At 41.9% G+C, this 24,430-nt stretch carries 21 protein-coding genes; 17 read left to right on the top strand and 4 right to left on the bottom strand.

The features are described from left to right. The first annotated feature begins 118 nt into the window (after window positions 1-118). The 8 genes from apbC (at window position 119) to L884_RS0107350 (ending at window position 6,638) form a co-directional block, all read left to right on the top strand. On the top strand, window positions 119-1,234 hold the full coding sequence (gene apbC, locus L884_RS0107385) for an iron-sulfur cluster carrier protein ApbC (protein ID WP_028766892.1): 1,116 nt from the start codon (window positions 119-121) through the stop codon (window positions 1,232-1,234). Between the two features lie 12 nt (window positions 1,235-1,246). Continuing rightward, on the top strand, window positions 1,247-1,885 hold the full coding sequence (gene udk / locus L884_RS0107380) for a uridine kinase (protein WP_028766891.1): 639 nt from the start codon (window positions 1,247-1,249) through the stop codon (window positions 1,883-1,885). Window positions 1,886-2,028: 143 nt separating this feature from the next. After that, on the top strand, window positions 2,029-2,913 hold the full coding sequence (gene pabC, locus L884_RS0107375) for an aminodeoxychorismate lyase (RefSeq protein WP_028766890.1): 885 nt from the start codon (window positions 2,029-2,031) through the stop codon (window positions 2,911-2,913). Then, on the top strand, window positions 2,910-3,917 hold the full coding sequence (gene mltG, locus L884_RS0107370; RefSeq protein ID WP_028766889.1) for an endolytic transglycosylase MltG: 1,008 nt from the start codon (window positions 2,910-2,912) through the stop codon (window positions 3,915-3,917). Before pabC ends, mltG begins: the two co-directional genes overlap by 4 nt. Further along, window positions 3,914-4,552, top strand: a complete 639-nt coding sequence (gene tmk, locus L884_RS0107365) for a dTMP kinase (RefSeq protein WP_028766888.1) — start codon at window positions 3,914-3,916, stop codon at window positions 4,550-4,552. Before mltG ends, tmk begins: the two co-directional genes overlap by 4 nt. Window positions 4,553-4,559: 7 nt before the next feature. After that, window positions 4,560-5,471 carry a DNA polymerase III subunit delta' gene (gene holB / locus L884_RS0107360; protein ID WP_028766887.1) on the top strand — a complete coding sequence of 304 codons (912 nt, stop codon included), beginning with the start codon at window positions 4,560-4,562 and terminating at the stop codon, window positions 5,469-5,471. A gap of 6 nt (window positions 5,472-5,477) precedes the next feature. Next, a complete protein-coding gene (locus L884_RS0107355) occupies window positions 5,478-5,804 on the top strand; it encodes a PilZ domain-containing protein (protein ID WP_028766886.1) in 327 nt (108 codons plus the stop codon). 45 nt (window positions 5,805-5,849) lie between these two features. Then, the gene (locus L884_RS0107350; RefSeq protein ID WP_028766885.1) at window positions 5,850-6,638 is read left to right on the top strand and encodes a TatD family hydrolase; all 789 of its coding nucleotides are present in this window, start codon (window positions 5,850-5,852) and stop codon (window positions 6,636-6,638) included. A 281-nt stretch (window positions 6,639-6,919) separates the two neighbouring features. Here L884_RS0107350 and rsmF read toward each other — a convergent pair whose 3' ends face one another. After that, window positions 6,920-8,341: a 16S rRNA (cytosine(1407)-C(5))-methyltransferase RsmF gene (gene rsmF / locus L884_RS0107345; RefSeq protein WP_028766884.1), complete on the bottom strand. Its 1,422-nt coding sequence runs from the start codon at window positions 8,339-8,341 to the stop codon at window positions 6,920-6,922. A 59-nt stretch (window positions 8,342-8,400) separates the two neighbouring features. Between rsmF and L884_RS0107340 the strand changes: the two genes are divergently transcribed. After that, window positions 8,401-9,627: a nucleoside recognition domain-containing protein gene (locus L884_RS0107340; protein ID WP_028766883.1), complete on the top strand. Its 1,227-nt coding sequence runs from the start codon at window positions 8,401-8,403 to the stop codon at window positions 9,625-9,627. A 55-nt stretch (window positions 9,628-9,682) separates the two neighbouring features. Here the strand turns inward: L884_RS0107340 and L884_RS0107335 are convergent, their stop codons facing one another. The 3 genes from L884_RS0107335 to L884_RS0107325 are packed head-to-tail and all read right to left on the bottom strand — an operon-like array spanning window position 9,683 to window position 13,539. Then, the gene (locus L884_RS0107335; RefSeq protein WP_028766882.1) at window positions 9,683-12,304 is read right to left on the bottom strand and encodes a PqiB family protein; all 2,622 of its coding nucleotides are present in this window, start codon (window positions 12,302-12,304) and stop codon (window positions 9,683-9,685) included. Then, window positions 12,282-12,926 carry a paraquat-inducible protein A gene (locus L884_RS0107330; RefSeq protein ID WP_028766881.1) on the bottom strand — a complete coding sequence of 215 codons (645 nt, stop codon included), beginning with the start codon at window positions 12,924-12,926 and terminating at the stop codon, window positions 12,282-12,284. Before L884_RS0107330 ends, L884_RS0107335 begins: the two co-directional genes overlap by 23 nt. Next, window positions 12,916-13,539: a paraquat-inducible protein A gene (locus tag L884_RS0107325; protein WP_037410553.1), complete on the bottom strand. Its 624-nt coding sequence runs from the start codon at window positions 13,537-13,539 to the stop codon at window positions 12,916-12,918. Before L884_RS0107325 ends, L884_RS0107330 begins: the two co-directional genes overlap by 11 nt. Before the next feature lie 191 nt (window positions 13,540-13,730). Between L884_RS0107325 and L884_RS0107320 the strand changes: the two genes are divergently transcribed. The 8 genes from L884_RS0107320 to L884_RS0107285 all read left to right on the top strand — a co-directional run bounded on the left by L884_RS0107320 (window position 13,731) and on the right by L884_RS0107285 (window position 24,389). Beyond that, window positions 13,731-14,027, top strand: a complete 297-nt coding sequence (locus L884_RS0107320; protein WP_028766879.1) for a YebG family protein — start codon at window positions 13,731-13,733, stop codon at window positions 14,025-14,027. 83 nt (window positions 14,028-14,110) lie between these two features. Continuing rightward, window positions 14,111-14,569, top strand: coding sequence for a GAF domain-containing protein (locus tag L884_RS0107315; RefSeq protein WP_028766878.1), 459 nt, complete (start codon window positions 14,111-14,113; stop codon window positions 14,567-14,569). Between the two features lie 286 nt (window positions 14,570-14,855). After that, window positions 14,856-15,491 carry an RNA chaperone ProQ gene (gene proQ, locus L884_RS0107310; RefSeq protein WP_028766877.1) on the top strand — a complete coding sequence of 212 codons (636 nt, stop codon included), beginning with the start codon at window positions 14,856-14,858 and terminating at the stop codon, window positions 15,489-15,491. Between the two features lie 33 nt (window positions 15,492-15,524). After that, entirely contained in the window at window positions 15,525-17,570 is a 2,046-nt protein-coding gene (prc, locus tag L884_RS0107305; protein ID WP_028766876.1) for a carboxy terminal-processing peptidase, read from the top strand. Window positions 17,571-17,771: 201 nt separating this feature from the next. After that, window positions 17,772-20,333, top strand: coding sequence for an aminopeptidase N (gene pepN / locus L884_RS0107300; RefSeq protein WP_028766875.1), 2,562 nt, complete (start codon window positions 17,772-17,774; stop codon window positions 20,331-20,333). Window positions 20,334-20,407: 74 nt separating this feature from the next. Beyond that, window positions 20,408-20,641, top strand: coding sequence for a DUF2835 domain-containing protein (locus tag L884_RS0107295; RefSeq protein ID WP_037410549.1), 234 nt, complete (start codon window positions 20,408-20,410; stop codon window positions 20,639-20,641). A 316-nt stretch (window positions 20,642-20,957) separates the two neighbouring features. Further along, window positions 20,958-23,006, top strand: a complete 2,049-nt coding sequence (locus L884_RS0107290; protein WP_028766873.1) for a DUF1302 domain-containing protein — start codon at window positions 20,958-20,960, stop codon at window positions 23,004-23,006. 18 nt (window positions 23,007-23,024) lie between these two features. After that, complete coding sequence (locus L884_RS0107285; RefSeq protein WP_028766872.1) at window positions 23,025-24,389, top strand: DUF1329 domain-containing protein; 1,365 nt, start codon at window positions 23,025-23,027, stop codon at window positions 24,387-24,389. The last annotated feature ends 41 nt before the right edge of the window (window positions 24,390-24,430 follow it).

The following is a 24,430-nucleotide window of genomic DNA, read 5'->3' as shown; positions in this document are numbered from 1 at the left end:
TACTAACCGATCCTCCGCATAGTTTCATCAAAAGCTCGCACAAGTGGACTAAATCTAGACTAATGTTTGCCAGAATATCTGGTACAATTGCGCAAATCTTATTTAGGGGGTCAGCATTTTGTCTTCAACACATCCAAATTATCATCTCGATGATGCTTTACTTAGCCAAGTTTTGGCGATTCTCGATACTTTTCAAGACACATATTTAAACAAGAGTCTGCTAAGTGCTGGTATGGTTACCAAACTTGCTATCGAAGGCAAGCGACTGCAGCTAGGCTTATGTTACTCATACCCGTGTCAAACTCAGTACCGTGATATCGTAATGGCAGTGACTAAAGAATTAGCCACTTTGGATGCAATCGATGAAGTAGAGTGCGAAATCGATTTTCAACCAGAAACGGTTTCAGCGATTAGCGCAGTTGAACCATTACCAAATATTAAGCAAGTAATTGCGGTTGCTTCAGGTAAAGGTGGTGTGGGTAAATCAACTACAGCGGTTAACCTAGCCTTAGCCCTAGCGGCGGAAGGCGCCAGTGTTGGCATATTAGATGCGGACATCTATGGCCCATCGATTCCTATGATGTTAGGTGTTGAAGATTTCAAACCTGTATCACCCGATGGCAAAATGATGACGTTTGCGCCTGCACACGGCATAGCAGCGCAATCAATTGGCTTTATGCTAGATGGCGATCAAGCCGCAGTATGGCGTGGCCCTATGGCTGCAGGAGCTTTAGTACAGTTATTAACTGAAACAGAGTGGCCTGAATTAGATTACTTAGTTATCGATATGCCACCGGGAACCGGTGACATTCAATTGACTTTGTCACAAAAAGTACCAGTTAGTGGTGCAGTGATTGTGACAACGCCGCAAGATATTGCTTTAGCTGACGCCAAAAAAGGCGTGAGCATGTTCCAAAAAGTGAACATTCCAGTTTTGGGTATTGTTGAGAACATGAGTTTCCATCTTTGTCCTGAATGTGGTCACAAAGATCACCCATTCGGTGCCGAAGGTGGTCAAAAAATGGCAACTCGCTACAATGTTCCGCTGCTAGGACAACTACCGCTACAACTTAATATTCGTGAAGATGTTGATAAGGGCGCGCCTACAGTTGTGGCTGATGAGTCTAGTCAAGTCGCTGGTATTTATCGTGAAATCGCTAGAAAGGTCGGGGCACAGCTTGCGTTATGTCAAGCACAGCCTAAAGTATCAATTAGCATGTCTGATGACGAATAAGGTCTATTTTAAATGAATTCTAAAGATTGTGTTGTAATTGGTATTGCTGGTGCGTCGGCGTCAGGTAAAAGTTTAATCGCTAAAACGATTTACGAAGAGCTTTGTCGTGACCTAGGTACAGATCAAATTGGTGTGATTGCCGAAGATGCTTATTACCGTGACCAAGGCCATTTGTCGATGGATCAGCGTGTGCTGACAAACTACGATCATCCAAAAGCATTGGATCATGAGCTGTTATGTAGCCATTTACGTGAGTTAAAAGCTGGTAACGCCGTTGATGTGCCTGTCTATAGCTACAAAGAGCATACACGTACTGATGAAACAGTTAGCCTTACCCCTAAAAAAGTGATTATCTTGGAAGGTATCTTGTTATTGACAGATCCTGCTCTTCGTAAAGAGATGGATGCATCAGTATTTATGGATACGCCGTTAGATATCTGTTTTATGCGTCGTCTTGCTCGCGATGTAGCAGAGCGAGGAAGAACAATGGAATCAGTAATGCAGCAGTATACTGAAACCGTTCGCCCTATGTTCTTGCAGTTTATTGAACCATCAAAGCAATACGCTGATATCATCGTACCACGCGGTGGTAAAAACCGAATCGCAACTGATATCTTAAAAGCGCGTATTCAGCACTTACTTGCTAAATAAACCTGTTTCGCTTTTTAAAGGGCGGCTGTTGCAAGCCGCCCAGTTTTTGTGAAGCGTGGTTTTTCGGTAAGTTTGTTGAGCGAGCATCTGCATATAACTTTTGTCAGTTTTTGAGTTGCTTATTAAAAGGATCAAGGTAGTTAATGTCACAAGTGTGGGTAAATGGACAACCCGATGGTAATGTTAACCCGTTAGATCGGGGCTTAGCTTATGGTGATGGTTTGTTTGCAACTATGCGGGTAAGCCAAGGCAAGATCCTTTTTTTGGCCGCTCATCTAGATCGTCTTACCCAAGGTGCGTTTCGATTGGGCATTAACTGGTTGCCGTCTAACGCCCTTAAACTTCAGTTATCCTCTCTAGCTCAAGCTAATCCCAATGCATGTATTAAATTATTGATTACTCGCGGTGCTGGTGGTCGCGGTTATGGTGTTGATTTTTCAAGAGATAATCTGGCGTTATTGCCGCAAAAACATGTTTCAAGCGTCAGTTCTGAAGCCGCCTGCCATTTGCCAAAAGTGTGTGAAATTGTCTCGGTTTCTGCAGTGCCGGCGCAATACGCAATCTGGCAACAACAGGGGATTTGCTTAGCGCTATCTGACATAAAGCTTGGTAAGCAAGCAAAACTTGCGGGTATAAAACACTGCAACCGCTTAGAACAAGTGTTGATAAAATCTGCTAGCTTACCCAAGGGCGCCCAAGATTGGCTGGTATTGGATTGTGACGATAATATTGTCGAATCATCAATGGCTAACCTGTTTTTTGTGATAGATAAAACCATCATGACGCCACGGATTAGTTTTGCCGGAGTTGCGGGTATGATGCGGGAACAAGTTATCTATCAACTGCTTAATTTGGGATATAAAGTTGAGGTTTCTGATCTTCATTACGATATGTTGAATAAAGCTCAACATGTTTTTTTAACCAATAGCCTATTTGGGCTGATTGACGTACTGGCAATTGGTAATCGACAATTTAGCCGTACTCCTTTGACATCTACTGTAAGAGAACAGCTCAGTCTGACATTATGAAAAAAGCAATAATAGGATTGTTCGCGACATTATTTACACTTTTAACCCTTGCAGCAGTTGCTGGCTATTGGGGTTATCAAACGCTGCTGACTTATGCGGATACACCGATAAAGATCACTCAAGCTCAAGAGCTAGATGTAAAGCGCGGCACCAACTTTAATCAGTTCATTAGCTTGTTAGAGAGTGAGCAGCTAATTGAAGACGGCTGGAAGCTTAAATGGTTAGTACGGATAAAACCTGAGCTTGCGGGAATTCGCTCTGGTCTTTATGAACTAGAGCCTACTGATACGCTAAACAGTTTGCTCGCGAAAGTGATAAGTGGCAAAGAAAAGTCATTTGCAGTCACACTTTTAGAAGGACAAACCGTAAAAGAGTGGCAGCTTGTACTGGAACAACAACCTAGACTCACACTGAGCGAAGATATTTTTGCTCAGGTTCTTCGTGAAAACGGTGATGAATCAGGCTTACCGGAAGGTAAGTTTTTCCCCGATACCTACCATTATATTGCAGGTAGTAGTGAACGAGCTTTGCTGAATAAAAGCTACAAAAAGATGCAGCTTGAGTTAGATAAAGCGTGGCAAGGTAGGCAACAAGGTTTACCGTTAAAATCGGCTTATGAATTATTGATCTTAGCTTCTATTATCGAAAAAGAGACAGGCAAAGCCAGTGAACGGCCGTGGATTGCTGCAGTATTTATCAATCGCTTACGTAAAGGCATGCGATTACAAACCGATCCAACCGTGATTTACGGTATGGGTGATAGGTATAAGGGCAATATCACCCGTAAAGATCTGCGAGAAACAACCGCATTTAATACATATAGAATTAATGGCTTACCGCCTACACCTATTGCTGCACCAAGTCTTGCGGCATTACAGGCTGCAGCACATCCAGCTGATGTGGATTATTTTTATTTTGTTTCACGAAATGATGGCAGCCATGTTTTTTCAAAAACACTAAACGAACATAACCGTGCAGTGAATAAATATCAGAGAAATCGATGAATACGAATACACCAAGTAACGGCAAATTTATTGTTATTGAAGGGCTCGAAGGCGCAGGTAAATCGAGTGCAATCGCTTTGGTAAGAGACTTCATTGAAAAACATACAGGTAAAGCACCTGTTTGTACTCGAGAGCCCGGTGGTACGCCGCTAGCTGAACAGATGCGTGATTTAGTTAAAGTTGCACATGAAAGCGATCCACTGTGTGATGAAGCTGAATGTTTACTGTTTTATGCAGCAAGAGCTCAGTTAGTTGCCAATGTTATTAAGCCTGCTTTGGCTAAAGGTGATTGGGTCTTAGGTGACAGGCACAATTTATCTTCATTGGCATATCAAGGTGGCGGTCGCGGACTGATGCCTTTGGTATCAGCGATAAGTGATGCAACGCTAAAAGGGTTTAAACCAGACTTAACCCTATATTTAGATATCGAGCCAAAATTGGGCCTTGAACGCGCCGCTCGCCGCGGTGAACTAGACAGAATTGAAAACCAAGAAATAGCGTTTTTTAATCGTACGCGAGCGACTTTTCTTGAATTCGCAGATGCTGATGATTCGATTAAAATTGTAGATGCTAGCCAAACAATGGCAGAGGTTCATAAAGATATCATCGCCTTACTTCAAGAACTAAGTTGGTAGTTGCAAGATGTTACCATGGTTACAAGATCCCATAGCAGCCTTTAGTAGTCAGTTAAGCATCAATAGGGTAGGTCATGCTTACCTAATTGGTATGGAGCAGGGTTACGGTGGCGAAGAGCTAACGCTAGCGCTTGCTAAAGCGGCTTTATGCAGTCAAGTTGGTCACAGTGGCAGTTGTGGCTTTTGTAAACCATGTCAGCTAATAGAAGCAAATAGTCACCCAGATCTTTATCGTATTGAGGCTGACGGCGCTCAAATTAAAGTCGATCAGATCCGCGATTTGTGCCAAAAGCTTGCCACCACTTCCCAGCAAGGTGGCCGCCGAGTTGCGATAATCTTAAATGCGGAGCGCTTAAATCAAGCTTCAGCTAATGCGTTACTCAAAACCTTAGAAGAGCCTGGCAAAGAGACGATTTTGTTGTTGCAAGCTAACTCACCGAGTCGGTTGTTAGCGACGATTAGCAGTCGCTGCCAACGCTTAGCCATTAATATTCCTGAACGAGCTGAAGTAAAACGCTGGCTAAAGCAAAAACTAGCGATCACTGAAGATGTTTCTTGGTGTTTACCGGTCGTGGGTGGCCCATTAGCGATTGTAGAGGCGGTTGAAACTGGCCGAGATAAAAGTTTGCTTGATTACAGGCAGGCTTGGTTGCAAAGTTTGTCGTCAGGGCATCTGTGTGATAGCTTAGCCAATGTAAGCGAAAAGCAAGTTTCTGATGCTCTTAAAGTTTTATATCTTGTTTTGCACCGAGTGTTAGTAAAAAAGCAGGATTTAGATCCGCTTAAAAGGGTAAGCCTAGTCACTCTTGCTGCCAAAGTAATGCAGTTGGAAAACCGTTTATCTGTAATGCCAAATGTTAATACATTGGCATTATTTGAAGGGTTAACCCTTGAATATAATCAGTTAATGAGTCAATAAAACCCTATGCCAAATCTTGTTGTTAAATTTGAATCTTTACAGCAGCTTTATCGTGCTTATATGCCTTTTATTAAACCAATAGGTATGTTTGTTGCGACTGCTGATAGCTTCACATTAGGGCAAGAGGTAAGGGTTTCATATCAACTACCTGCAATGAATCAAATTTATGATTTTAGTGGCAAGGTCGTGTGGATTAACCCAGTAGGCGCGTCAGGCGGTCGACCTGCTGGTGTCGGAGTAAAGATTTTGACTGAAGCAGATTTTCACAAACATCATATTGAAAAGCTGCTTTCCAGTGAGCTTGCCTCTGCAGATTTGACCTCAACTATGTAGCTGGGTAGACTTGCTGTCCTTTTTGTTGTTTGTTGGGTTTTTAACGTGCTTATCGATTCACACTGTCATTTAGATCGCCTTAAAATCGCGCCAGATCAGGCGTCTCTTCAAGAAATTATCAATGCTGCCAAAGCACGGGATATTGCCTATTTTCTTTGTGTTAATGTTCGTCAGCAAGGCTTTGTAGAAATGAAGCAGAAAATGGCAGCGTTTGATGAAGTCTTTCTATCGGCAGGTGTGCATCCGCTTGATGTTCAAGATGGTTTGAATATTGAAGAGGTGGAACAGTTTGCACGTGATGAAAAAGTCATTGCTATCGGTGAGACTGGCCTTGATTACTTCTATGCTAATGAAACTAAATCGCTGCAACAACAGTGCTTTGAACAGCAGATTGATCTAGCAGTTAAAGTGAATAAGCCGCTAATTATTCATACCCGTGATGCGCGTGAAGATACGATTAACTTTCTTAAGCAGGGTAATGCTGATAGCGTTGGTGGTGTGCTTCATTGTTTTACTGAGAGTTGGGAAATGGCGAAGCAAGCGTTAGATCTTGGTTTCTATATCTCAGTTTCAGGCATTGTTACTTTTAAGAATGCTGCAGAATTAAGAACAGTTATTAGAAAAGTACCAAAGGATCGACTTTTAGTCGAAACAGATTCACCGTATTTAGCACCAGTACCGCATCGAGGTAAAGAAAATCAACCCGCTTTTGTGCGTGATGTTGCTGAGTTCGTAGCAGAGTTACGCGGCGAGAAATACCCAGATCTTGCAGATTACACCACTGAAAACTTCTTCAATTTATTTAAAGATGCTGCACGATTAGCTGGACGTTAATTTCTTAGCAAATCCCAGACAAAAAAAGACCCAAAACTATTCCAATTGTTCTGGGTCTAGGGGAATGGCTCACAAGGAGCCGTGCGCTACTGTTGATACCACTTAGGTAAAACTCTCCGATGAACTGCCTATCTAGCTTTTTAATGTGGTTAACATTACGGGCAGTTCAATCTCAAAACCGATGCTATACAGTGTAGACTAGCTTTTTAAGTTTTGACGGGTTATTTTTTAGCTCAAGGGGGCTAAATGTAACTATTTGTGTTTCCTTAGTGGCAAAGTGACTAATACAGAGCGATCTTATCTTTAACTAAGTCTCTGGGAAGATTGTTTTTTAATTTATTACCTAGGTGCTTAGCAACACCAAGCGGCGCATTTGCGTAAGCTACAATGACTTCTCCTTGAGGCTTCACTTTTTCAGTCAAGCTGATATCTCTGCCCATCAGGAACTCTTTTGCTTGTTCATCGGTAAGGTTAATCATATTAGGCGATGACAGCGCTAAAATCGCTTCGTGGCGAACTTTGTAGCCTTTCTTTAACGCATCGGCCAGTTTAAGTCCTATACGCTGAAAACGCATTTTGCCGATTAACGGAGTCATGGCTTTCGGAAATAGCCAATACTCTAAATCACGCTCCATAATCTCGGCATGCTTTGGTAATGTAATACCGAAAGTCTCTTTGAAATAGCTTTTTAACTCTGCGGCCTGTTTAGGCTTAGCCTCGGAGAATGGGAAGTTTTTCTGTTTTCTAGGCTCTTCAACTTGGCGCTCAACTGAAGTTAGTTTTTTGATTTTTGCGACAAAAAAACCTTCGCTGTCATAAATTTGTGGCCAAACATGTAAAAATCCTTCTTCAGTACAAGCCTTTTCAGCATGACGAAAAAGTTTGTTCAACGATGTAAACTCAACTGCATCGCCAAACACAGTTTTTAGGTGATGACAAACATCTTGGTTTTCTTGTCGACTTAACGCGCAGGTGGAGTAAACCAATTGGCCACCCACTTTTAACGCTAGAAATGCTGACTCAATTAGTGCCTTTTGCGTATCAACTATGCCTTTGTTTTCGTTATTATCCCAATTCTTAAGCGCGTCAGGATCTTTACGAATAGTACCTTCACCGCTGCATGGTGCATCCAATAATATTGAATCGAATGTTTCATAAAGGTACTCGCCGAATACACGGGCATCAAAATGGGTTAAAGCGCAGTTAGCGACGCCCATTCTAGCAACATTGGCATGCAATACTTTCACTCGGCTGGCTGAGTACTCATTCGCAACCAATAAGCCTTGGTTATCCATTAAAGCTGCTATCTGAGTGGTTTTTGACCCAGGCGCAGATGCCATATCAAGTACACGAAGGTTTGCATTGATATCTGCGTGCTCTCCATCAAATAAAGCGGTTGGAGGCAGCATTGAGCTAGCTTCTTGTATGTAAAACAAACCTTGTAGATGTTCAATAGTGTTACCTAGCTGAATATCTACACTATTACTAACCCAAAAGCCTTCAGCACACCAAGGGATTGGATCAAATTGCCAGCCTTTGGTTGTCATCAATTCGATGAAACTGTCGACGCTAATTTTGAGGGTATTGACTCTAATCGATAATCGTAAAGGTTTATTGCTATAGGCAATAAAGTCATCCATCGATAAGTGTGTTGGAAGTTCGCGTTCGATACTGTCGAGAAAATTCTGATTAAAATGAGCCATATGTTGGAGATAATGCGGTAAAGTACTGAGATTATAACAGAGTTAATGAGATAAATTGCGTGCTAAATAAGATCTGGTTTAGCTTTTTTGCGGTAGCCTTGTTGGCTATCGTTTTACAGCTTTTGACAGGGCAAACCCAAGTGTTATCCCAAAGCGTTGATGGGATTTTTTCCAGTGCCAAGCTTGCCGCTGAAATCGCCTTGGGTTTAGTCGGAGTGCTGTCGCTGTGGATGGGCTTGATGCGTGTCGGCGAAAAGGCCGGTGTTGTGGCGATGTTTTCAAAACTATTTGAACCATTACTGTCAAAGTTAATGCCTGAAGTACCGCGGGGACATGCGGCATATGGCAGTGTGACCATGAACCTTACTGCTAATATGCTGGGGCTAGATAATGCTGCTACGCCCCTTGGCTTGAAAGCGATGCAAGATCTACAAACATTAAACCCCAACAAGCAGGTGGCGACGAACGCGCAGATCTTATTTTTAGTTCTTAATACCTCGTCAATAACATTAGTGCCAGTTACGGTGTTTTTATATCGTGCTCAACAAGGTGCAGCTGCACCAGCAGATATCTTTCTACCTATATTACTCGCGACCACGGCCTCGACATTAGCGGGTCTAACTATGGTTGCTTTGGTACAGCGTCTGTCGTTATTCAATACTGTGGTATTGGCTTATGCCGGGGTGATCTTATCGTCGATTATCGGCTTGGTTTTTTACTTAAGTACATTGACGGTTACTGCAATAGGTGAGGTGAGTACAGTCCTTGGCAATGGTATTTTGCTGTTGCTTATATTTAGTTTTGTATTGGTCGCAGGCATAAGAAAAGTTGCGGTATATGATGAATTTATCGAAGGAGCTAAAGAGGGATTTAGTCAATCAATAAAGTTAATACCTTACTTGTTAGCTATGCTACTCGCAATTGCCTTATTACGCGCTTCGGGTGCATTAGATTATTTACTTCAGCTCATTGCAGGTATGGTTGCTTTTGCCGGTGGCGATGTACGTTTTGTCGATGCAATGCCTACAGCAATAATGAAACCTTTTAGCGGATCAGGTGCGCGAGCTATGATGCTAGAAACGATGCAGCATTATGGCGTGGACTCTTTTGCTGGCCGCTTAGCTGCTATTTTGCAGGGCAGTACAGAAACGACCTTTTATGTGTTAGCCGTGTACTTTGGTGCTGTAGGGATCCGTAATGGACGGCATGCTTTAGCCTGTGGTTTGTTTGCCGATTTAGCGGGGATTATTGCGGCAATTTTAGTGTGTTATCAATTTTATGGTTAATTCTAATCAAATAAAAAAGCGAGGCATTTAGCCTCGCTTTTTAATCCAAGATTATTTATAGCTCTTGCTTAGGCGCCCAATTTAACCACTCTGGCTCGAGGTTTTTATTGAGCGGGAACGTTTGCTCATTTGTGATCTGGTTTGCCGAAGAGGTTGGCATTTCTGTCGCAACGCCTATGCCGCCAGCTAGAATAGTCTCAAGAGAGCCTGTTTCAATTTGGGCGCCAGAAAACAAGCCGACATCAACTTTCACACCAGATAAATCCCAGAATACACTCGTGCTATTCACGAGATGTTTGTATTTATTTTCGATGTGAGCTTGCATAATTACGCCAGTACCTTGAGGCGAAAGCTCATAGCTATCGACTTGGCCGATTTTTACACCTCTAAAGAAGATTGCTGTGCCCGCTTTTACAGAGCCCAAGGTATTGTTACTTAGGTTAAATACCAAGGCATTATCGATATTATGGAATGCTGAAGCGATTGCAGCTGTAAATGAGCTAGCTTTCGCGCTGCTGCTACCTGGAAATACCTCAATATATGGTCCTGTTAAAATGGTTTCTGGCGCCGTGATCCCGGCCAAAGAAATATTGGCATCTACAATTGAATAAGAGGCATCTTGTTGCGTAAAGCTGGCTGCATACTCACCGTAAAGATAAGCTGTAACCGTTAATTCCTTTAAATTTGGGGTTAATGTAACAGTTTCAACTTCACCCACTTTATGGCCAAGGTAACGGATTGGCGCTTTTGCCGCCAATCTCGCGCTCGCAGGTACGCTGAGGGTGATAATTTGTGCCTGACTTAGGGCTAAAAATTGATTGTCGTATAGGTTTTTACCATTGCTGACTCTGTCTGCGTCTAAAAGGCCTAGGCTAATGCCGCCCTTTAACGCTCCCATTAACGGTGCGACATCAACCTCGACACCACTTAAGCTAGCATTAATTGCAAGAGCGCTATTTCGCCAAAAGACAGTGCGCTCTGTTAATAAGCTTGCGAATGCCTTTTCTATAGCTAGGTCAATGGCGAAATTGTTGTCATTTGCTTGCCAGTTAACTTGTGTGACTTCACCTATCTGCATTTTTTTATAATAAACAGGTGAACCGGGGCTGAGGTCAGCCGCATCTTGGTGAATAAGACGTTTACTGATCAGCCCTTGCTGGTGGAAAAATGCACTTGCATCATCAGCGCTTGCAAAAACGTTTAGATTATCTCCTTCTTTTGCTAACGCTTTATCTGTGCCTCTCACTAAAGTTAATGCGCCATTTGTAAGTGTGTTTAGATCTCCAGTACTGACTTTCACACCCTCAATACTGGCATCAAGTTCAAATGCTGATTCGGTAACAAAGTAGCTATTGCTACTTACTAGCTCGACAAAATCTGCATCGATCTCTGCTTGATACACTACTTTGTTGAAGTCGTCAGAGAGCTGGCTAGATAGCACTTGGCCTATTTTTATCTTTTTATAGCGGATCTCAGCTCCCGAACTGACGCCCGGATTGGAGTTGGCGCTTAAAGTTAACAGGCGCTTTTTATTGTTAGTGGACTCTGGTGCATGCTGCAGCAATGGATAACTGCTTCTGGCTGCGCCGGTTCCAGGGATAAAATTAATCACACTGCCAGTTATTAACCTTTCAGGATGCTTTATGCCAGATAATGAGATATCGGCACCTTCTAACCAAAAATGCGCGCTATCAGTTAACAATTCTTGATAGAGGTTATTAATTTTTGCTGAAAGTATTATGCCGTCATCACTTAATCGTTTGTTTACAACCTGACCTATTTGAATACCGCGATAAACGATAGATGTGTTATTTGAAACAGATTCACTGCCATCACCTATTAGATTAAAGCTGATCCCACCAAGAGCTTCTTCTTCGTTTTCAAACAAGGTAAATTCATGGTTATTTTGCGCAATAGATGAATGGCTATTGGAACTAAAACTAATTCCGCCAGCTAAAATTGATGCTAGGCTTTCGCTGTTTACTTTAATTCCTGAAAATGAAGCATCAACGCTGATCCCTGATACATTCCAAAACTGTGAGTCGACTTTTACCAGTTCTGCATACTGCTGCTGTACGAAAGCGGTGACTAAAATGTCATCGGTACCTTCTAAATGGTAACCAACCACTTGGCCAACAGGAATTTGGCGATAGAAGATCGGTGAGCCTACATCAAGTGAACCCAATTTGTCTGATTTGATATGAACAATTAGACCTTCTACACCAGGGGTGATGACAGGTGCTTTTGTCTCAGCTTCAAAGTAGGAGCGTGAGTCACCTTCACCTGGCAATATGCTGATATAATTTCCAGAAAAAAGGGTGTCTAGCCCTTCAACGCCGGTGATAGTTGCTTTAGGTTTTACTAACCAAAATTTTGTACCATCGTTAATAAAAGGCGCTGAACGGTAATCCATAAGCACTTTAACATCAACACCTTGTAGCGTGTCATCGATACTCATATCGACAACTTTACCTACAGTAAGTCCTTGATATTTTACTAATGTTTTACCTATATCCATACCTGTAGCACTTGGAAAGTGGATAGTGACCTCAATACCCGACTCTCTAATGCTTTTTATTCCAAGCCAGGCTCCTAGTGCAAGTGCAATAATAGGCAGTAACCAAATCGGTGAGAATAATTTTTTCTTTACGATTTTAGGTGTTTGTACTTGAGTCATCTTTTGCTTCCAATCTGTCCCAGAGTAAACGGGTATCTATGACTTTTGCAGCAAGCTGCGTGAGTAAAATAACCAGTGCGAATGCTGTTGCAGCTGGTGCTGGTTTGGCATCTAACAATTGCCCCATATTAACGACTGCTACGGTAAGTGAAATGACAAACAGGTCGAGCATAGACCAGCGGCCAATCCACTCGATGACGTGGAAACCTGTCATCAATTTCTTTTTGGATATGGGTAATTTAAAAGTGATTGCTGATAAGTAGATGGATAAGCCTACAATTTTTAAAATAGGCACTAAAATACTGGCAGTAAAAAGAATGATCGCAATAGGGATCATATCTGTCTTCACTAAATGAGCAATACCCGAGAAAATGGTGTCCTGAGTGACACGCCCTTGATTGGTCAAGGTTGTAATAGGGTAGATATTGGCTGGGAATAATAAAATAGCGGCAGTAATTAACAGTGCCCAGCTTTTTTGAATACTCGCGTAATCACGCACAATCAGTGGTGCATCACAGCGGCTGCAATGTTCAGATTTACAACAAGTGACTTTATGGCACGTTGGACATAGGGTGAGCCCAATATCCTTACCTAAAGTTGCAGTCTCGTTATTATTGCTCATCGAGAAAACTCCACATATGCTCCAGATCGTATTCGCGCATTAGAAATAAGGTCATGATGAACAGCATGGTGAAACAAAATGTGCCGAAGCCAAAAGAAACTGTGGCGAAGTCTGCGAGGTTAAATGCTGCTACTAAAAAACTAATCACATAGATTTCGAGCATTGTAAGTTGGGTAAGCAAACCTTGCAGCTTTAACAGTTGTTTTAATACCTTTTTTAGGACTAAAGACTTTAGTCCATATTTGATAATCAATATTTGGCTTAAAATAGACAACAGTAGAAAGCCGGGAGCAATAACTGCAGAAATTAACACAGCAAAGCCGACCACCCAGTAACCTTGATTATAAACAGCAAGCGCACCATCAATGACCGTGGTGGTTCGCAAGCTACCAAGAAACTCTAACGCTAATACTGGATAGAGGTTTGCAGGCGCAAAAAAGAAAATTGCTGTTAAGCAAAGTGCAAGCATGCCGTTTATTGAACAATATGGCGTATCGTAAATAGGCGTGTGACAACGCGGACATAAGGCTCGCACCCCAGTTGGTAAGGCACGCTTCCTGATGACTAAGTCACAAGACCGACATAAACTGATACTATGATCTATTGCTTCCATTCCCACCCGTTATCACTCAAATAGACGTAAGCCGTCCTCTAGAGACTCAATAATCTTATGACAATGCAGCTATGCAATTGAAAATATTGAGTCATTAATCAAAGAAGTTTATCAGAAATCCAAGAAAACTTGCATAAGAACTTCAATCTATGAGACTCTTTACTGTATATAAAAACAGTGTGGGGTTGGATATGGCCGTTGTAACGCAATTTGTAGTGGTGAGAGAAGGGGTTGAAAAGATGACTTTTACATCGAAAAAGGAAGCTGACGCCTACGATAAGATGCTTGATGTCGCAGACAACCTCATGCCTTTTTTAAGTAAAAGCGAACTTGAGTTAACAGAGGCTGATGTAGAAAAGCTAAGCTTTTATTTAGCGCAGAATAAAGATGATCTTCAAGTATTGTTAAAAGGTGGCAGTCTTGAAAAAAAAGCCCCAGCGAAGAAAGCGCCGAAAAAAGCTGATACAAAAGAAGCAAAAGACGCATAATAAAGCACTTGATCCCAAACTAGCGTTTATTGTTAGAATGCAAACTTAACACGATAGTGCTATTTAAACGGTTAGGGATAAGCATAGTGAAAGATTTTTACGATACACTAAATCGTCAAGTGCAGGCTCTATTTGACGGTGAAGATGATGTTATTGCTGCATTAGCTAATTTTTCAGCGTTACTTAACGATAACCTAGAAGATATAAACTGGGTCGGTTTTTACCTAGTGAAAAATGATCAATTGGTGTTGGGACCTTTCCAAGGTAAAGTGGCTTGCACTCGTATAGCTATAGGTAAAGGTGTTTGCGGTACAGCAGTTGCGAATGATGCTAGTCAAAGAGTTGATGATGTTCATCAGTTTGCGGGGCATATTGCTTGTGATAGTGCGAGTAATTCAGAACTTGTGGTGCCGTTAAAACAAAATGGAACCATTATTGGTGTGTTAGATATTGATAGTCCTTTGTTATCAAGATTCACTGAAAATGATCAACAGGGCGTAGAAACTCTGGTTAAAAGTCTCGAAATTTGCCTATTTGGTTAATCTGCGAGCAATTATCGTGAATTGTAGGTCGCAATCATTTGAAGCCTCTCTATAATAAGCGGTTTGAGTAATAGAAAAACCAAGCTCAATTTATTCGCTGAACGAATGGTTGGAGTTTATTATTTCTAATTGCTAAGGTAGGTTTGGTTTTAGAGTGTAAAAACAAATGTTAATCAATATTCATTTGTGTTTTATTCCATGATCAGACGAATATAAACGACACGGATACTGATACAAGCGATTTGCTTGTCGGTTGTGTCCCTTTTTTTAAACTGTGGAAGTAAAGATGGAATCAACAGAAAAGTTGACCGATACCAACGCTATTCTTGCGTATTTGTACGAAACATTTCCTTTATGCTTTATAGCTGAAGGTGAAACTAAGCCATTAAAAATCGGTTTATTTCAAGATTTAGCGGAAAGGTTAGCTGATGATTCTAAAGTCAGTAAAACTCAGCTCAGAATCGCGCTAAGAAGATACACTAGCAGCTGGCGTTACCTTAAGTGCGTTAAAGCGGGTGCACAGCGTATTGACTTAGATGGCAATGAATGTGGTGAGCTAGAGCAAGAGCATGTTGACCATGCAGCAGCTACACTTAAAGAAAGCCAAGAAAAAGCAAAGGCTAAAAGAGTAGCGCAGGCAAAAAATGCGAATCCAGCTAAAGCTGCGAAGAAGCCGGTTAAAAAGCCTGTAGCAAAACGTCCAAAGCCTGCTCAAGCTAACAAACCTGCTAAAGAAGCAGTTGTGGCTGAAAACTTAACACCTGCAGTTTTAACAGAGCTTAAAGCAAATCAACGTGTTAATGTTAAGTTAGGTAAGGCACCTGTTGCAGGTGTGATTGTGGACATTAAGAAAGAAGATGTTCAAGTTCAGTTAGACTCTGGCTTAACAATTAAAGTTAGAGCAGAACACATACTGCTGTAATGGCTTAAAAGCACCTAAAGGAGTAACTTGTTGATGCGAAAACTTTCTCTGGCTGTATCCATTGCTGGTATTTTTGTCGGATTCTCGGCGTGGGCAGTGAGCCCAACAATTCAATTCAGCGAGTTGCCCGCTCTTAAGCAGGAACCGCAACATAAAGTCGCCAGTAAACGTGTTACTGGACTCTTCACTCGCTCGCATTACCATAGGTTTGAGATGGATGATGCGTTCTCTGAGCAGGTATTCAACCGTTATTTAAAGCAGCTAGATTTCCGTAAAAATGTATTACTTCAGTCAGATATTGACAGCTTTAAAGCTTATTCGACTGAATTTGATGATATGTTAAAAAGCGGTAATTTAACTCAAGCTTATGCGATGTTTGAGCTAGTGCAAAAACGTCGTTATGAGCGATTTGCTTATGCGTTGTCCTTACTTGATGAAGAGATGGCCTTTGATGTGCCTGGCGACAAATATGAATACGATCGTGAAGATGCAAGCTGGCCAAAATCCGAAGCTGAATTAAATGAACTTTGGCGCCAACGTGTAAAATACGATGCACTAAATCTGTCCCTAACGGGTAAGAACTGGGAAGAGATAGTTGAGGTTTTACAAAAGCGCTATAACAATGCGATTAAGCGTTTAAGTCAAACTCATAGTGAAGATGTATTCCAAGGCGTGATGAATGCCTTTGCTCGCACAGTTGAGCCTCATACTAGCTACTTGTCTCCAAGAAACGCAGAGCGTTTCCAGATGGAAATGAACTTGAGCTTGGAAGGTATTGGCGCTGTGTTACAAGTTGATGATGACTATACCGTTATTAAAAGCTTGGTAGCTGGAGGCCCTGCGGCATCTAGCGAAAAACTGTCTCCTGAAGACCGAATCGTTGGTGTTGGTCAAGAAGGCGAAAAGATTGTTGATGTCATTGGTTGGCGTTTAGACGATGTTGTTGAGTTAATTAAAGGTCCGAAGGGCAGTAAAGTCGTGCTAGAGATCCTACCTAAAAAAGGTGGAACCAGTGCGAAAACATTTGAACTAACCATTGTCCGGGATAAGATTCGCTTAGAAGATCGCGCAGCGACATCTAAAGTTATTGAACCTTTAGAAGGGCCTTATGCCAACCGTAAGGTTGGTGTGATTCAAATACCTGGCTTCTATATGGACTTGTCTAAGGACGTGTCCAAAGAATTAGCAGAGCTGAAGCAAGCTAAAGTTGAAGGCATTATTATTGACCTTCGCGGCAATGGTGGCGGTGCGTTAACTGAGGCTACATTGTTAACAGGCCTGTTTATCGAGCAGGGACCTGTTGTACAAATACGTGACGCTAACGGCCGTGTTACTCAAAATCGTGATAATGATGGTCGCGTCACCTACGATGGCCCATTAACGGTTATGGTTGATCGTTACAGTGCCTCTGCATCTGAGATTTTTGCTGCAGCACTGCAAGATTATGACCGAGCATTGATTGTTGGTGAATCGACTTTCGGTAAAGGTACTGTACAACAACACAAGAGCTTAGGCCGGATCTACGATATGTATGAAAAGCCTATTGGACATGTGCAATATACCATTGCTAAGTTCTACCGTATCAATGGCGGCAGTACCCAGCTCAAAGGTGTAACGCCTGATATTCCATTCCCAAGCGCATTAGAGCCTGGGGAATACGGCGAAGCTGAAGAAGAAAACGCATTACCTTGGGATAAAGTACCAGTTGCTCAATATGGCACTCTAGGTGAAATTTATCCTCAGCTGATCGCTAACCTAGATACTAAGCATAAAGATCGCATTAAGTCTGATGTTGAGTTTGGCTATATCTTTGATGATATCGCTGAGTTCAAAAAGAACCACGATGATAAAACTGTCTCTTTGGTCAAAAGTGAGCGTCTAGCTGAGCGTGATGAAAATGATCAGAAACAGCTAGATAGAGCCAACGATAGACTTGTACGAGAAGGGCAAGATAAAGTTGAGTCACTCGACGATATCCCTGATGACTTAGAAGTTGCTGATGCATTCTTAGATGAAACGGCACTGATCACTCTGGATTTGGTCGACATTGAAAAGTTGGCCAAAAACCAACAAAAATAATTACAACTGAAAAAACGCGCGTTAAGCGCGTTTTTTTTAATAAAAAAACTAGATAAGTACATTTACCCCTCTGTGATTACACTCCTTTTTAGTTTTTTCCTATGCTTTGCCTTAGACAATTCAAGCGAACGATAGGAATTGATTTAAAAGGTTGAAGGGAAGTGTCGCTTAGTTTATTTGCCATAATAACGAGGGTAGTTCATGTCCCAGCCACAAGCTAAATTCCTAAAAGATTACCAAGCACCCGATTTTCATATTAGCCATATAAATCTCGACTTTTCGTTAGCGGGTAAAGAAACAAAGATTGTTGCTACAAGCAAAGTTAAGCGTCAAGGACAACATAAAGCGCCTTTAATTCTGGTGGGTGATGATATTGTTTTGCAAGCTCTACTGATCAATGGTTCACCTGCTAGTTATACAGAAAGAACCGGTGAGCTTGTCATTGACACTGAGCTTGATGAGTTTGAATTGCAAATCTCATCTAGCCTAGATCCTGAAGCGAATACTAGTCTCGAAGGCTTGTATATGTCTGACGGAGCTTATTGTACTCAATGTGAAGCTGAGGGCTTTCGTCGGATCACCTATTTCTTAGATCGCCCTGACGTACTCGCAATCTATACGGTACGTATCACAGCCGATAAGCAAGCGTTCCCATACCTTCTCAGTAACGGCAACCTAGTAGAAGCAGGTGAGCTAGACGGTGGCCTACATTTCGCGCAATGGCATGATCCATTCCCAAAACCGGCTTATCTATTTGCTTTAGTTGCTGGTGATTTTGACCTATTGGAAGATAAGTTTACGACTTGCAGTAACAGAAAGGTTAAACTGCAAGTGTTTGTAGATAAAGGAAATTTACATAAAGCGCATCATGCTATGGCATCACTTAAAAAATCGATGGCATGGGATGAGAGTCGCTTTAATTTAGAGTATGACTTAGATGTTTATATGATTGTCGCGGTTGATTTTTTCAATATGGGAGCGATGGAAAATAAAGGTCTCAACGTTTTCAATACTAAGTTTGTATTGGCAGATAAAGACTCTGCGACAGATGATGATTATCATGGTATCGAATCAGTTGTTGGGCATGAATATTTTCACAACTGGACAGGTAACCGAGTGACTTGCCGAGACTGGTTCCAGCTAAGTTTAAAAGAAGGGCTAACGGTATTTAGAGATCAAGAGTTTAGCTCTGATTTAGGATCTCGGGCGGTAAACCGTATTCATGCTATTAAGGTGATGAAAAATCAACAGTTCGCCGAAGATTCAGGTCCGATGGCGCATCCGATCCGTCCGGAATCGGTTATCGAGATGAATAACTTCTATACGGTTACTGTTTACAATAAAGGTGCTGAAGTGATCCGGATGATGCACACCTTATTGGGAGAAACGAGTTTCCAGAAAGGGATGGCACTTTATTTTGAGCGTCACGACGGCCAAGCGGTTACTTGTGATGACTTTGTCGCGGCGATGCAAGATGCGAGCGGCGTCGATCTGACTCAATTTAAACGTTGGTATAGTCAAGCAGGCACCCCGCAAGTTGATGTAACCGAGGAGTTTAATTCTCAAACAAGCACTTACACTCTGACGCTAGGGCAATCTATTCCAGCAACCCCTGACGGTTCAGCTAAATTGCCACTGCATATACCGTTTGATATTGAACTCATTGATATTGACGGCCAGTCGATTGTTAATAAGGTGCTCGATTTCACTGAAGCAAAACAAGTATTCGAATTCAAAGGCTTAACGCAAAAACCTGTTGCTTCATTACTGCAAGATTTCTCTGCTCCGGTGAAATTATGCTTTGATTATTCGGTTGAGCAACTCGTACATATTATGCGTTACGCCAGCAGCGAAGTGGCTAAATGGGAAGCGTCAGTTGCGTTATTTAGTCAGTCAGTTTGGCAAAACGTTGAGCGCTTGCAATCGCAACAAGCGATGTTTATTGATCCAAGGATAATCGATGCGTTTAAAGGCGTACTACTTGCCGAAGATCTAGATAAAGCACTAATGGCTGAGATTTTAACTATGCCAAGTGCAGGCTCATTAATTGAACAAACACAAGCTGTAGATTTGGACAATTTAGCCCTTGCTCGCGAGTTTGTGGTTGGAGAAATTGCATGTCAATGTGAAGATGAGCTAGCTGCAACAGTAAGAGCGCTTACAGGTGTTGATGATGCAGCAACTCGTTCGCTAAAAAATATTGGTTTATACCTATTAGTTAAAGTTGATAATAGCTATAGCAGCTTGGCTAGCGAACAATTTGACCAAGCAAGCAATATGACAGATAGCTTAGCTGCATTAACAGCATTGAATGCAGAACCTTCGGCGATGCGCGAGCAGTTGATGACACAGTTTGAGCAAAAGTGGCTTAAAACACCTTTAGTGATGGACAAATGGTTTGCCTTGCACGCAACCTTAAATCATTCCTGCTGTATTGAGACGCTTAAGTCGTTATTTGAGCATGAAGCATTTAGTTTCAATAATCCGAATAGAGTACGTTCGTTAATCGGTGTATTTGCAGCGATGAATACGTTTGAGTTCCACAGAAAAGATGGCGCTGGTTATCAGTTTTTGGCCGATGCAATCATTAAACTCAATACGCTTAATCCGCAGGTCGCGGCTAGGATCATTACGCCATTAATTCAATTTAAAAAGTTCGACCAGCAGCGTCAGTCATTGATGATTAGTCAACTGAAACGAATTTTGCAAGTTGATGGTTTATCAAAAGATCTTTATGAGAAAGTGACTAAAGCTTTGGCTTAGAGCTGTTGTTATAAAATATTATTGCGCCTCAACTGTTGCTTTAGTTGAGGCGTATTTTTTAATAGGAGTGAATGATGGTGTCGGTTCAAAGCAGACAATTTCAATTTCCACTAAATATCAGTTATCAAGAGTTTTTACCTTATTATCGTGGTGAAGTTAATAAGGTAGAAGTCGTCGATAGCAAAGGACAAACGTTATGGGTAAATGCAAAGCATTTTCGACCTTTTTTAACATCTAATGGCATCCGAGCTTATTTTTGTATGACCATTGATGGACAAGGAAATTTAATTAGCCTTAAAAAATATTAGAGTAATTACTTCAAACATACGATTACTTTAAACAAAGTTAACCTCTCCTGCAGTGCACTCGTAAGGCTTTGTAAAATAACTATATATAGTTATTCATTAATTGATCAATAGCTTTAGCCGTTTCTGATTTAAATACACTGCCAACTAGTGAATTTAAAAATCATTCTAAGTCGCGAAATCTTTTAAATATTTTCTATGTTTCATCCTTGCTCACTTCGTGTAAATGCTGTAACAATGGTGTTACCTGTACGCTAACAGCATGTTGGTTATCAATTCCTATAACAAAAGAATCCAGCAGGTTACGGAGAATCGCTAAATGAAAAAGGTTAAAAACGGCTTTAACAAGTCTACGCTCGCTTTGGGGATCGTCGCTGCGCTTGGCTTTGGTATGACAAATCAAGCTAGCGCAGTTTCTTTCAATTGGGGGGAAGTAGAAGGTACATTCGACTCGACTTGGACTGCTGGTGCAAGTTGGCGCGTTGAGAAGAGAGACTGGGATAATCAAATTGGTAAGGTGAATCACCCTCAATTTGATTGGTCTGGTTATTCTGCATTTGGAGATACAAAATATAGCTCAACTGAAATTTGGGCCCAGCCTGGTTCATATTCAAGTAATGGTGACTTAAGTAACTTACTTTATTCACAAGGCGATACAACCTCAGAAATCGTTAAAGGTTTACACGAGTTATCATTGAAATACCAAAACTTTGGCTTATTTGCCCGAGGTATGTATTTTTATGATAGAAAGCTTAACGATGGGGATTTCGGCTTCAATGATCCGCTAACAGGCAAGGAGTTTGATCCTTGTGAAGATAGCAAAGCATCAGAAGTTCAATGTAAAGACATTCGCTTACTCGATGCGTTTGTATATGCAGATTTTGATTTTAATGACGGCGCCAACCCATTATCAATCCGTGTCGGTAATCAAGTGGTCTCGTGGGGTGAAAGCACATTAATTGCTCACGGTATCGGTGTGATTAACCCTGTAGACTTGAACATTCTAAATGCTCCTGGTGCTGAACTTAAAGAAGCCTTTAGGCCGCAAGGGATGGTTTGGGCCTCGCTAGGTGTAACCGATAATTTATCTGTAGAAGGTTTTTATCAATATGATTGGGAGCCTGTTTGGGTACCAACTCCAGGGTCAATTTTTTCGACTAACGACTTTGCAGGTTACGGTGGTTATAACCAAAACGCGCAGTTAGGTTTCAACGCAAACCCAGATATGAACTTAGACTTCCTAATGTCAGAATATAATACCCTAGTAGGTATGGTTGGTTCTGGCCAAGTAGATTCCGCAACCTTAGCAAGTTTGGCGCTAGCATATCCAACAAAAGCGACGTTAGTTGAAGATCCCGCAGAAGCGAGTGATGACGGTCAATGGGGTGTGAAACTTGGCTATTATTCTCCAGAGTTAGGTGAAACGGAGTTTGGTCTGTACTACATGAACTACCATAGCCGCCGACCTCTGATCAGTGGTACCACTGCAAACTTCACTCAAGAAGCTATCGGGCGTGACTTACAACGTTTAGGCGGCAAAGCACAATCTGGTGAGATGATGACTCGCGAAGATCTGCTTGCGCTAGAAACCTTTTCAAAAGCACAGATTGTTTATCCTGAAGATATTCAGCTGATGGGCTTTAGTTTTAATACTCTGTTTGGTGACACATCTGTTGCTGGTGAAATCGCTCACCGCTTGGATGAGCCGCTGCAAATTGATGATGTTGAGTTACTATTTGCCGCAATGCCACAACAGCTTGCTAACGCAGGTTTACGTCCTGACTTAGACGGTATTTCTCAAGTCCAGAATTATGGCCCAGGTCAATATGCTGAAGGCTTTATTCGTTTAGATACCACTCAAGCACAAACCACTTTTACCCACTTGTTTGGACCAACACTTGGTACAGATAACTTAACCATGCTTGCCGAAATTGGCGGTGTTTGGATCCACGACATGCCAAGCCATGATGAGCTGCGTTTGAATGGCCCTGGTACAGCACGTTCTGGCGGGAATCCTGATATGCCGGGCATAATCGAAGCCTTGCACAATGGCCCTGAGACTAATCCATTCCCTACTGATTTTGCTTGGGGTTATCGTTTAGTTGCAAAAGCGGATTACAACAACGTTTGGGGCGGGATCAATATCGCACCGCGAGTGATTTTCTCCCACGATGTTAACGGTATTACGCCGGATCCAATGTTCCTATTCACTGAAGGTAAGAAGTCTGTTGCGCTTGGAGTTAACTTTGATTATCAAAGCCGCTGGGGAGCAGATATTTCATATAACACCTTCTTTGGTGGGGTAGGAACAACTAACGCTATGGCTGATCGAGACTACGTTTCGTTCAACATTAAGTATTCAATCTAAATCACAAGGACAATAACAATGAATAAACTTGCGATATTGCCTGTAGCAGTGATGTTTGCGATCAGTACACCAACTGTAATGGCAAAAGTTTCTGAAGCAGATGCGGCTAAATTAGGCACCGAATTGACGCCATTAGGTGGCGAAAAAGCGGGAAATGCTGATGGCTCTATTCCTGCATGGGACGGCGGCATAACAAAGCCAGTCGCTGGTTACAGTAAAGGCATGCATCACCCAGACCCATTTCCGAATGATAAAATCGAATTTACGATTACTAATGCTAATAAAGACCAATATAAGCAGTATCTATCACCGGGACAGATGAAGCTGTTTGAACTTTATCCAGAGACATTCAAAATGAATGTGTATCAGACTCGTCGTTCTGCGTCGGTACCGCAGTTTGTCTATGACGCAACTAAAGACAATGCTACGCGTGCAGAGCTTATTGATGGCGGTAACGGCATTAAAGGCGCATCAATTGGTATTCCATTTCCTATCCCAGAGAATGGTTTGGAAGTGATATGGAATCACGTGCTGCGTTTTCGTGGCGTAGATATTAAAACCTCACGTAGCCAAGCGGCACCAACTGCTGGCGGTAGCTATACACTCGTTGAAACCGCAGAAGAGATCCGTTTCCAATACTCTCGCCCTGAGATGACGCTAGATAAGTTATCAAAAGAAAATACCTTGTTTTTCTTTAAACAAGTTGTGACTCAGCCTGCACGCTTAGCAGGTACAGCACTGCTTGTAAAAGAAACCATGGATCAAGAAAAATTACCTCGTCAAGCATGGACATATAACACAGGTCAGCGCCGCGTACGTAAAGCGCCAAACGTCGCATTTGACACGCCGGGTACAGTATCTGACGGTTTAAGGACCACTGATGATTTCGATATGTTTAATGGCTCACCAGTACGTTACAACTGGGAGTTAGTCGGTAAGCAAGAGCTGTATATTCCATATAATGATTATAAACTGCATTCTGACAAACTCGATTATGAGCAAATTATCACTCCAGGCCATATCAACCCTGAATATGTACGTTACGAAAAACACCGTGTTTGGGTTGTAAAAGCAACCTTAAAAGATGGCATGCGCCATATTTATAAGGCACGTACTTTCTACATAGATGAGGATTCATGGCAGGTATCAGTTGCGGATCTTTACGATAACCGTGATGAACTATACCGTGTAGCGATTGCGCATGGTCTTAACTACTACGAAGTGCCAACTCAGTGGAGCACGTTAGAAGTATTCCATGACCTACAGTCGCGTCGTTATATTGCTATGGGGCTTGATAATGAAGGTCGTATGTATGATTTCGATGCCAAGTTAAGTGAAGCTAACTTCACTCCTGCAGCGTTACGCCGAGCTGGTATCCGTTAATCCACCGCGCTAAGAGGGGCGTTTGCCCCTCTCAATTTTAA

The organism is Shewanella fidelis ATCC BAA-318 (assembly GCF_000518605.1).
In the GTDB taxonomy this organism is placed as follows: Bacteria; Pseudomonadota; Gammaproteobacteria; order Enterobacterales; family Shewanellaceae; genus Shewanella; species Shewanella fidelis.
This window is presented reverse-complemented; position numbering and strand designations above follow the sequence as displayed.